The following is a 9,960-nucleotide window of genomic DNA, read 5'->3' on the forward strand; positions in this document are numbered from 1 at the left end:
TACCGAATCCCCCCTGCTTCAGTTGGGGGCCGCCCGCGGCCGCGCCCCCCCCCACACACCTCTCCGAGGGGTCCCGCTCAGCCGAGGACGGTGTCGGCCTCGGAGAAGAACTCGTTCACGGCGTCGTCGACCGAGATGGCGCCGAGGCCCAGCGACTTGCCCAGGTCCCAGAACTTCTGCTCGAGCGAGCCGTAGCCGGCGACCGGGACGGGCGGGGCGTCGCCGATGCGGTCCGCCTGCGAGTCGATGTAGTCGGCGACCTGCTTGTCGACGCCTTCGAGCGTGGTGCCCGCGAGCTTCGACGACGACGCCGGGTAGCCGAGCGTGGTGCCGAAGATCTCGCCCGCCTCGGCGCTGTTGACGACGAAGTCGAGGAACAGGGCGGAGGCCTCGGGGTGCTCGGTGTTGGCCGAGATCGCGACCTGCAGGCCCGCCTGGCGGTACAGGTCCTTCGCGCCCTTCTTGGCGATCGGCGGGGCGATCATCGAGATCGACGACGCGCCGGAGTCGGCGAGGTAGCCGCCGAGGAAGTTGCTCCAGCTCATCTCGCTCGCCGTGGCGCTCGCGCCGAAGCCGGACTTGGGCGAGAGCTCCTCGAGGGTCTGCTGGGGGATGACGACGCCGTCGCGGATCGCGTCGCCGCAGTGCCAGAAGTCGCTCAGCTCGTCCTTGGTGAAGCCGAGCTCGCCGTCGTCGGTGTAGAGGTTCTCGCCCTTCGCGCGCAGCACGAGCTCGAAGCTCTGGATGCGCTGCGTGTAGTCGGTGCCGCCGTAGGGCTTGCCGCCGGTCGCGTCGGTGACGGAGGCCATCCAGTCGTCGAAGTCGTCGGCGCTCGTGCCGCCCTCGGGCGCCTCGATGCCGGCCGCAGCCAGCAGGTCGTCGTTCACGAAGTTGGCCCACAGGCTGTAGCCGGTCGGCAGCGAGTACTGCACGCCTTCGAGCGCGCCGGTGCCCAGCAGCGAGTCCTCGAACGTCGTGGTGTCGATCTCGTCCGACACCTTCGAGAGGTCGAGCAGGTTGTTCGACTGCGCGTACTGGCGCAGGTAGCTGTCGGAGAACTGGAACACGTCGGGCAGATTGCCGCCTGCGGCCTCGGTCTGGCGCTTCTCCCAGAAGCTGGGGTAGTCGCTGAACGACGGGTTGACCGTGATGTTCGGGTACTTCTCGTTGAACGCGGCGATGAGGTCGTTGTAGCGCGACGCGCGGTCGTCATTGCCCCAGAACGCGAAGTCGATCGTGACCTTCTCGTCGGGGTCGAAGGTCTTGGCGGGGTCCGCCGAGCCGGCCGAGCCGGCGCATCCGGCCAGGACGAGGGCGGCGCTCGCAGTCAGGGCGCTGACGGCGAGCAGGGTGCGGCGTGAGGGCATGGAAGGGCTCCGGTCTCGATGGTGGATGGTTCAGGGGAGGACGACGACGTCGGGTGTCGCAGTGGCGGGAGTGACGGCCGGCACGGCGGAGCGCTCAGGCGACAGGACGAACGCGACGCCCTGCGGCTCGAGCACGACGAGCCCGGTGGCGACGCCGGTCTCGGCATCCACTCCGTCGATCACCGCCTCGACGCGCGTGTCGCCGTGGTTGATGAGGGTGACGAGGTCGCCGCGGCGTACCGCCTCGACTCCGGCCGGCAGTCCTTCGACCACGGGACGGACACCGGATGCCGCCACCACCGCGTCGACGACGGCGCCGAGTCCCGGGCCGACGGGCTGCGTTGCCGTGTACCAGGCCTCGCCGGCGCCGAACGCGTGGCGGGTGAGTGCGGGCGACCCCGCCTGCAGGCCCGAACGGAACGTCGAGACGGCGGTCGCGGTCGTCGCGTGGATCGACTCGGCGACGAGCCGGCCGCGGTGGACGACCCCTTCGAGCTCGAACTCGACGGCTCCCGACGCGGCGGCCGCGCGAGCGGCCTGCACGGCGTCGCTGCTCAGCGCGCCGACACCGCTGCCGCCGGCCGACATGCCGGCCAGTGCGCCGAAGTCCTCGAACCGCAGGCCCAGCACGGGAGCGAGCTGAGTGAAGAAGCCGCCGTCGCGGAACTGGTCGTGGCCGTCGACGATGTCGGTGAAGGGGCCGGTGAGGAGCGTGCCGCCGTCCTGCACGAAGCGGGTGAGCGCGGCGGCGCCGTCGTCGCGCAGCAGGTACAGCGCCGGCGCCACCACGAGTTCATAGTCCAGCGCCGCCTCTTCGGGCGCGATGACGTCGACCTGGATGCCGCGCTCGTGGAACGCGCCGTACCACTCCAGCACGAGGGCGAGGTAGTCGATCTCGGTGGGGTGGTCGCGTTCCTCGACGGCCCACCAGTTCTCCCAGTCGAACACGAGGCCGACGTGCGCGTCGCGCCCCGGCGCGGGCAGCTCGGGCAGCGCGGCCAGGCGCGCGCCGAGCTCGGTGACGGCGTTCCACGTGCGCGTCTCGGTGCCGGCATGAGGGAGCATCGCGGAGTGGAACTTCTCGCTGCCCGCCCGTGACTGCCGCCACTGGAAGAACATGATGCCGTCGGCGCCGCGCGCGACCGACTGCGCGGTCTCGGCCATGAGGGCACCCGGCTTCTTGCCCGGGTTCGCGGGCCGCCAGTTGACGGCGTCCGTCGCCTGCTCCCACAGCAGCCACGGCACCCCGGGCTTGAGCGAGCGGATCAGGTCGCGCTGGAAGGCGGCGTCGCGCACCCGGTGCGGATTGGCCGGATCGGGGTAGCAGTCGTCGGCGATGACGTCCATGAACGGCGCCCATCGGCGGTAGTCCGCAGGCTTGAACGGGCCCATGAAGTTCGTCGTGATCGGCTGCGTGGCTCCGGCCTCGAGCAGGATCGCCCGCTCCATGAGGTAGCACTCCAGCAGCATGTCGCTCGTGAAGCGGCGCCAGTCGAGCATCGATGACGGGTTGTGGCTGTAGGGCGCGAGGCGCGGCGGGAAGATCTCGTCGAAGGCGCCGTAGCGCTGCGACCAGAAGCTGGTGCCCCACGCGTCGTTGAGCGCCTCGACGCTCGCGTAGCGGTCCTCGAGCCAACGCCGATAGGCGTCGCGCGCGGCGTCGGAGAAGTCCATCCACAGGTGACACCCGAACTCGTTGCCGACATGCCACATGACGACCGCGGGGTGGTGCGCGTAGCGCTCCGCGAGGCGGCGCACCAGCTCGCCGGCGAGGCGGCGGTAGGTCGGCGACGACGGGGCGAAGTGCTGGCGGCTGCCCGGCCAGTACGACGCGCCGGACTCGTCGGCCGGCAGTGTCTCGGGGTAGGTCGCGCTCACCCAGGGCGGCGGCGACGCCGTCGCCGTCGCGAGGTTCACCGCGATGCCGCCGGCGTGCAGCTTGCCGATCACCGTGTCGAGCCACAGGAAGTCCCACACGTCCTCGGCGGGCTGGATGCGCGACCACGCGAAGATCCCGAGGCTCACGATGTTGACCCCGGCCTCCTGCATGAGGCGGACGTCCTCGTCCCACACCTCCTCCGGCCACTGGTCGGGGTTGTAATCGGCGCCGTAAAGCACGTCGAGCAGCTCCTTCGGGAGGACGGGCGGGGTGGGGATGCCGCGTCAGCGGCGGGTGCGGCGTGCGGGGATGGCGACGACGGCGAAGGCCGAGCAGCCGAGGCCGGCGATGATGAGAGGTGCCAGCATCCACGTGACGACACCGGTGAGCACGGCGGCGACGGCGTAGTAGACCGCGCCGATCGGGTCTCCGGCGAGAGCGGCCGGGATGCCGCGCACCGCGGTGCGCCAGCCTGTCTCGGCGGTCCAGGCGCCGGCGGCGGCCAGCAGCGCCACGGCGAGGACGACGAGTCCGGCCCAGCCGACGATGCCGATGATCGGACCGCCGGGGAGGGCGCCGGTGCCCGCGAGCACGATGTCGAGCGCCAGCACGCCGGCGATGACGGCCGCGGCCAGGCCGACGACGAGTCCGCCCGGCAGCGCCTTGCGCCAGTCCGCCCAGAAGGTGCGGGTGTGGGACTGCTCGGCATTCACATACCGGCGGAGGTGACGGATGCCGGCGGCCAGTGCCGCCGGCAGGGTCACGACCACGATGCCGGCGACGGCGATGAGCAGACCGGTCAGCAGCACCTCGCCGAACAGGGCGAAGGCGCCCTTGGCTCCCGGGTAGCGGGCCGGCTCTCGCTCGGCGAGGGTCGGCCCGCTCCCGGTGGCGTCCGCGCGGCGGGCGGCGCGCAGTTCGCGGCGGTCCATCGTCGTCAGCCCTTCAGGCCCTGCGTGGCGACGCCGTCGACGAGGAAGCGCTGGAACACGATGAAGAACAGCAGCACCGGGACGAGGGCGATGAAGGATGCCGTCACGGTGGCGCCGTAGTCGGCACCGCCCGAGGACGCGTCGTTGTACAGGCGTAGCGCGATCGGCAGCGGGTAGTTCTCGGGGCTCGTCAGGTACAGCAGCGGACCGAGGAAGTCGTTCCACTCCCAGATGAACGCGAAGATCGCGCACGTGATGAGCGCCGGCTTGATGAGCGGCAGGATGATCGACCAGAAGATCCGGAAGTGCCCGGCACCGTCGATGCGGGCGGCCTCGTCCATGTCGCGGGGCATCTGCCGCATGAACTGCACCATCAGGAACACGAAGAACGCGCCGGTGGCGAGGAACTTCGGCAGGATCAGCGGGATGTAGGTGTCGACCCAGCCGAGCTGGTTGAAGATGATGTACTGCGGGATGATCACGACGTGGAACGGCAGCAACAGCGTGCCGATCATCGCGGCGAAGAAGATGCCGAGGCCCTTGAACTGCACGCGGGCGAACGCGTAGGCGGCGAGCGCCGACGAGAGCACCGTGCCGACGACCGCGGCCACCGACAGGATCAGCGAGTTCACGAAGAACCGCCACATCGGAACGCCCGCGATGCCCTCCATCACCTTGGCGTAGTTGCCGAAGAACGGGTTCTCGGGAATCAGCCCGGTGTTGGAGCCGAACTCGGAGTTCGGCTTGAACGTCGCGAAGAACAGCCACACGAGCGGGTAGAGCACGACGGCCGTGATGATGAGCAGCACGGCGAACCAGATGACGGTCTGCCACGTCTTGCGCTTCACGCGGCGCGGGCGCGCGGTCGGCGCGGCAGGCATCATCTCCTGCTCGATGGTCTCCATCGTGCCGTCGGTGAAGGATGCGGAGGTCATCGGTCGTCTCCTGCGTAGTGGACCCACGACTTCTGGGTGCGGAAAAGGATGAAGGCGATGATGGCGACCACCACGAGCAACACCCACGCGATCGCGGCCGCGTAGCCCATCTGCCCGTCGGTGAAGCCTCGCTTGTAGAGGTAGACCGTGATGAAGTTGGTCATACCCGCCGGGCCGCCGGTGCCGTTGGAGATGATGTACGCCGACGCGAAGACCTGGAAGGCGCCGATGAGGCCCAGCAGCAGGTTGAAGAAGATCACGGGCGAGAGCATCGGGATGGTGACGGCGGTGAAGCGCCGCCAGGCGCCGGCGCCGTCCATCTCGGCGGCTTCGTACAGCTCCTTGGGGATCTGCTTGAGGCCGGCGAGGAAGATGACCATCGTCGATCCGAACTGCCACACGTGCAGCAGGATCATCATCGGCAGGATCATGTCGGGGTTGCCGATCCAGCCGCCGATGTCGATGCCGATGGCCGACAGGCCGTTGTCGACCGGGCCGTCGGTGGAGAACATGGCGCGCCAGACGATGGCGACCGAGACCGAGCCGCCGATGAGCGACGGGGCGTAGAACGCGGAGCGGAAGAAGCCCGAGCCCTGGTCGCGGAAGTTCAGCAGCATGGCCACGGCGAGAGCGGCGGCCATGGTGATCGGCGTGCCGATGAACACGTAGATGAGCGTGATCTCGGAGGACTGGATGAACACGGGGTCGTTCGTGAACAGCCGGATGTAGTTGTCGAAGCCCGTCCACTTGGGCGGCTGGAAGATGTTGTACTTCGTGAACGACAGGTACAGCGAGTACACCATCGGGATGGCGGTCAGACCGAAGAAGCCGAGAAGCCACGGGCTGAGGAAGGCGTAGCCGGCCGCCGTCTCGCGGCGCATGCGGGCGCGCTGGCCGGGTCGCTGGAACTTGCTCTCGGGTCGGCCGCTGCGCATGAGTCCGCGCTTGGCTGGACGATCGGTGACGATGACTCTCGTCGCTGTCGTGCTCACCACGGCTCCTTTCGGGTGGGAGGGGATGCCGCCGGGCCGGAGTGCCCGGCCCGGCGGCGGGGTGTCACTGGTTGAGGACGGTGTCCATCTCGGAGAAGAACTGCGAGACGGCGTCGTCGACGGAGATCGTGCCGTAGCCGAGCTCCTGGCCGATCTCGAGGAACTTCTGCTCGAGCGTGCCGTAGCCGTTGATCGGGACCGGCGGGGCGTCGCCGAGGCGGTCGGTGATCGATGCCTCGTAGTCCTTGATCTGCTGCGCGATCGGGTCGAGCGTGGCTGCCTCGAGGGCGGTCTCCGAGGCCGGCAGGCCGCGGTTGGTGCCGAAGATCTCACCCGACTCGGGCGAGTTGATGAGGAAGTTCACCAGCGTCGCCGCGGCTTCGGGGTGCTTGGTCTTGGCCGACACGGCCTCGAGCATCGAGGGCTTCAGGTACAGGTCCTTCGCGCCTTCCTCGGTGACCGGCGGGGCGATGAGGTTCAGCTCGGTGTAGTCCGCGCCGAGGTTGGCGAGGTAGCCGGCGCCGAAGTTGTCCCACGTCAGCTCGCTCGCGGCGTTCGCGCTGTCGAAGGCGCCCAGCGGCTTGAGCTCCTCGAGCTTCTGCTGCGGCGTGGTGACGCCGTCGCGGAGCGCGTCACCCTGCTCCCAGAACGCCTTGAGGTCCTTCTCGGTGAAGTTGGCCTTGCCGTCGTCGGTGAAGAGATCCTCGCCCTTCGCGCGCTGCTGAACCTCGAAGTTCTGGATGCGGCCCGTGTAGTCGCTGCCGCCCCAGAGGTCGCCGCCGCCGGCGTCCGTGACCTCGGCCATCCAGTCGCTGTAGTCCTCCCAGCTGCCGCCTTCGAAGTCGTCGACGCCGACCGATTCGAGCAGCTTCGGGTTCGTGAACAGGCCCCAGGCGTTCGTGGAGGTCGGGATGGCCGTGGTCTGGTCGCCCACGACGCCGATGCTCAGGATGTTCTCGGGCAACGGGTCGGTCTCGATGATGTTGCCGAGGTAGTCGTCGAGCGGCAGCAGCAGGCCGTTCTCGGAGTACTGACGCAGGTACGAGTAGTCGAACTGCATCACGTCGGGAAGACCGCCGCCGGCGGCCTCGGTCTGGCGCTTCTCCCAGTACGAGGGGAAGTCCAGGAAGGACGTGTTGACCGTGATGTTGGGGTACTGCTTCTCGAACTCGGCGATGACCTGGTCGTACAGGCCGGCGCGGACATCGTTGCCCCAGAACGACATGTTCAGGGTGACCTTCTCGTCCGGGTCGAGCGTGGGGTTGGCGTCGGGGCTGTCGCCGCTGCTGCCGCCGGCGCAGCCGGCCAGAACCAGCGCGGCGCCTGCCGCGACCGCCGCGGCGGTGAATGCACGCTTCTTGCTGAACATCCTTGTCCTCTCTTGAACGTCTGTGTTCGTCTTTCCGCGCAGACGTTCCGTTGTCTGTGTGTGCGGGGTGGGCGCGTCCCTCGGTGCGGATCAGTAATGCTGGAAAGCGCTTGCCCGCAACGGTACCCCGTCTAAAAACGTTTCGCAAGGCTTCGGCGTGAGAAATTAGAACGATTCAGTAACGAGCGATGAGGCAGGCTGTGCCCGGTCCCAGTCTGCCGGATCGTGACGGGAGGCGAAAACGCTTCGATTCCGTGACGGCAGGCCCGGTGCGGCGGCCGGTGCCGCTCAGCGCCGGGCGGTCAGCACGCCGTCCACGACGCGGAGTCGTGCGACGTGGACGGCGCTGCGGCGGTGGGTGCGCTCGTCGGCGTCGGCGAGCTCGCTGCCGTCCCACCACGGATGGGTGAAGAAGTAGAGCAGCGCCTCGTCGCCCGTGACGACGACCGACCCGTGGCGTCCGATCTGGATGCCGTCCGCCGGTGATCCGCTCTCGCCGAGGATGACGGCATCCGTTCCTCCCTGGCGCTGCCACGCGACGGCGTCGACGCTGCGGTGGACGGCCATGCCGCGCCACTCGTCGGTGAGGAGCCACCAGTGACCGCCGAGCGCGAAGGCGAACGGGCCCTCGTGCGGGCGCCCGGCGACGGCGGTGCCGTCCGGGTGCCACGCGTCGAGGTCGTCCGAGACGGCGACGGCGGTGGTCGAGTCCGCCGCCTCGTCCTTGTACCAGAGCCGCCAGCGGCCGTCGGGGCAGCGTGCCACGGCGGCGTCGATCACGCGGTCGCTCGCGAGGGCGAGGGGGCCGCGCCGCGTCCAGGTGTGCAGGTCGTCCGAGATGTACTCGACGATGCGGCGCGCGTGGCCGGGCCACTGAGTAGGCACACCGTCGATCTCGGTGAGGTACATGCGCCACCGGACGCCGTCGTGGATGACCTCGGGCGCCCAGTGCGTCTCGCCGACGATCGCCGGCGGTGCGCCTCCGCGCAGCGCGAGGCCGCCGGCATCCGGTTCGAGGGTCCCGATGTACGACCAGCGGATGCCGTCGTCGCTGCGGGCGACGCCGATGCGGGAGCCGTGCACCCAGGCGACGCCGGGACCGGGGTCGGGGTGGGTCGCCCGTCGCTGCGTGTAGAACATGGACCAGCCGTCCGGCGTCCGGACGACCGTGGGGTCGGTCGCGCCGTCGTACACCGGGTCGCGGTAGATCTCGTGCGGCGCGGCGGCGTCGGGGTCGACGGCGCCGGCGGGTGCCGGCGTCATCGAGCCGGACGCAGGTCGATCACGGCGCTCGCGAACCCGGTGCGGTGCGTCGGGTGCACGGCCAGGTCTGCCGGCGTGACGACGGCGCCGTCGGCGTCGGCGGATGCGTAGACCGCGGCCACGATCTCGATCGAGCGTGCGGGGGAGTCCGCGACGGGCGGCAGCGGCGACCCGCTGCGCAGTGCGTCGAACACCTCGCGCAGCAGCGGCACGTGTCCGCTGCGCTCCTCGACGTCGGGCAGCGCCCAGGCCGCGGCCTCGGCGTCGTCCACGTGGGGCGCCGGCGTGATGCGCCAGTTCTCGTGCCCATGGCCGTACAGGTGGTCGACCGTGATCGTGGCCTTCTCGGTGTCGATGCGCACGGTGCTGACCTCCCGCGGCGACAGCGTGCTCGACACCATCTGCGCCACCACACCGCCCTCGAACACAATGGTCGCCGTCGACACGTCCTCGGTCTGGGTCTCGCGGTCGAGGCGCCAGAGCCGGCCCTCGACGCGCGTCCAGTCGCCGAGCAGGTAGGCGAGCAGGTCGATCTGGTGGATCGCGTGGCCGAGCGTGGTGCCGCCGCCCTCGGTCTCCCACTTGCCGCGCCACGGCACGGCGAAGTAGTCCGCGCCGCGGTACCAGAGCGTCTGGCACTGCGCCACGAGCGGCCGGCCGAGCGCCCCCGAGTCGAGCAGGCGCTTGGCGTGTGCGGCCGCTGTCCCGGTGCGCTGCTGGAACACGACGGCGAGCTCGCGGCCCGCCGCGGCGGCGGCATCCGTCATCAGTGTCAGCTCGTCGAGCGACGGCGCCGGAGGCTTCTCGACGACGACGTGCGCCCCGGCGGTGAATGCGGCGAGGGTCTGCGCGGGGTGCGCCCCCGGCGGGGTGCAGATGAGCACGACATCCGGGTACTCGGCGTCCAGGAGCGCGTCCAGGTCGTCGTAGACGGCCGGCACTCCGTATCGGGCGGCGAACGCCTCGGCCGACGCGCGGGAGAGGTCCGTGGCGGCGACCAGCTCGGCGTGCGGGTACGCGGCGACCGCCGCTGCGTGGTGATGCGCGATCGCGCCGGTGCCGACGATGGCGCAGCGGAGGGTGTCGGTCACGGGTGCTCCCTGTGCGGGTGGGGTGTGGAGAGTGGTTGGCGCGGGGGCACGCCACCACCCAACCCCGGTGGGGCCACGAAAGGGAAAACCGAAACCAGGAGAATTTAAAAAAAATAAGCGAGCCGCACCAAA

8 protein-coding genes are annotated in these 9,960 nt (G+C 69.8%); all 8 read right to left on the reverse strand.

Annotated features, from left to right (window positions below):
• Nucleotides 1–77: 77 nt before the first annotated feature.
• The 8 genes from ACFWJ8_RS16810 to ACFWJ8_RS16845 all read right to left on the reverse strand — a co-directional run bounded on the left by ACFWJ8_RS16810 (nucleotide 78) and on the right by ACFWJ8_RS16845 (nucleotide 9,828).
• Entirely contained in the window at nucleotides 78–1,367 is a 1,290-nt protein-coding gene (locus ACFWJ8_RS16810; RefSeq protein ID WP_378813682.1) for an ABC transporter substrate-binding protein, read from the reverse strand.
• 30 nt (nucleotides 1,368–1,397) lie between these two features.
• A complete protein-coding gene (locus tag ACFWJ8_RS16815; protein ID WP_378813684.1) occupies nucleotides 1,398–3,485 on the reverse strand; it encodes a beta-galactosidase in 2,088 nt (695 codons plus the stop codon).
• Between the two features lie 45 nt (nucleotides 3,486–3,530).
• The gene (locus tag ACFWJ8_RS16820; RefSeq protein ID WP_378813686.1) at nucleotides 3,531–4,178 is read right to left on the reverse strand and encodes a DUF624 domain-containing protein; all 648 of its coding nucleotides are present in this window, start codon (nucleotides 4,176–4,178) and stop codon (nucleotides 3,531–3,533) included.
• Between the two features lie 5 nt (nucleotides 4,179–4,183).
• Nucleotides 4,184–5,083 (reverse strand): carbohydrate ABC transporter permease, encoded by a 900-nt coding sequence (locus tag ACFWJ8_RS16825; protein WP_378813865.1) that lies wholly within the window; start codon nucleotides 5,081–5,083, stop codon nucleotides 4,184–4,186.
• A gap of 26 nt (nucleotides 5,084–5,109) precedes the next feature.
• On the reverse strand, nucleotides 5,110–6,105 hold the full coding sequence (locus ACFWJ8_RS16830) for a carbohydrate ABC transporter permease (RefSeq protein ID WP_378813688.1): 996 nt from the start codon (nucleotides 6,103–6,105) through the stop codon (nucleotides 5,110–5,112).
• A 64-nt stretch (nucleotides 6,106–6,169) separates the two neighbouring features.
• Complete coding sequence (locus ACFWJ8_RS16835; RefSeq protein WP_378813690.1) at nucleotides 6,170–7,474, reverse strand: ABC transporter substrate-binding protein; 1,305 nt, start codon at nucleotides 7,472–7,474, stop codon at nucleotides 6,170–6,172.
• Nucleotides 7,475–7,762: 288 nt separating this feature from the next.
• Nucleotides 7,763–8,737, reverse strand: a complete 975-nt coding sequence (locus ACFWJ8_RS16840) for a family 43 glycosylhydrolase (RefSeq protein WP_378813692.1) — start codon at nucleotides 8,735–8,737, stop codon at nucleotides 7,763–7,765.
• A complete protein-coding gene (locus ACFWJ8_RS16845) occupies nucleotides 8,734–9,828 on the reverse strand; it encodes a Gfo/Idh/MocA family protein (RefSeq protein ID WP_378813694.1) in 1,095 nt (364 codons plus the stop codon). Before ACFWJ8_RS16845 ends, ACFWJ8_RS16840 begins: the two co-directional genes overlap by 4 nt.
• Nucleotides 9,829–9,960: the final 132 nt, after the last annotated feature.

Source organism: Microbacterium sp. NPDC058389, from assembly GCF_042722305.1.
Taxonomy (GTDB): Bacteria; Actinomycetota; Actinomycetes; order Actinomycetales; family Microbacteriaceae; genus Microbacterium.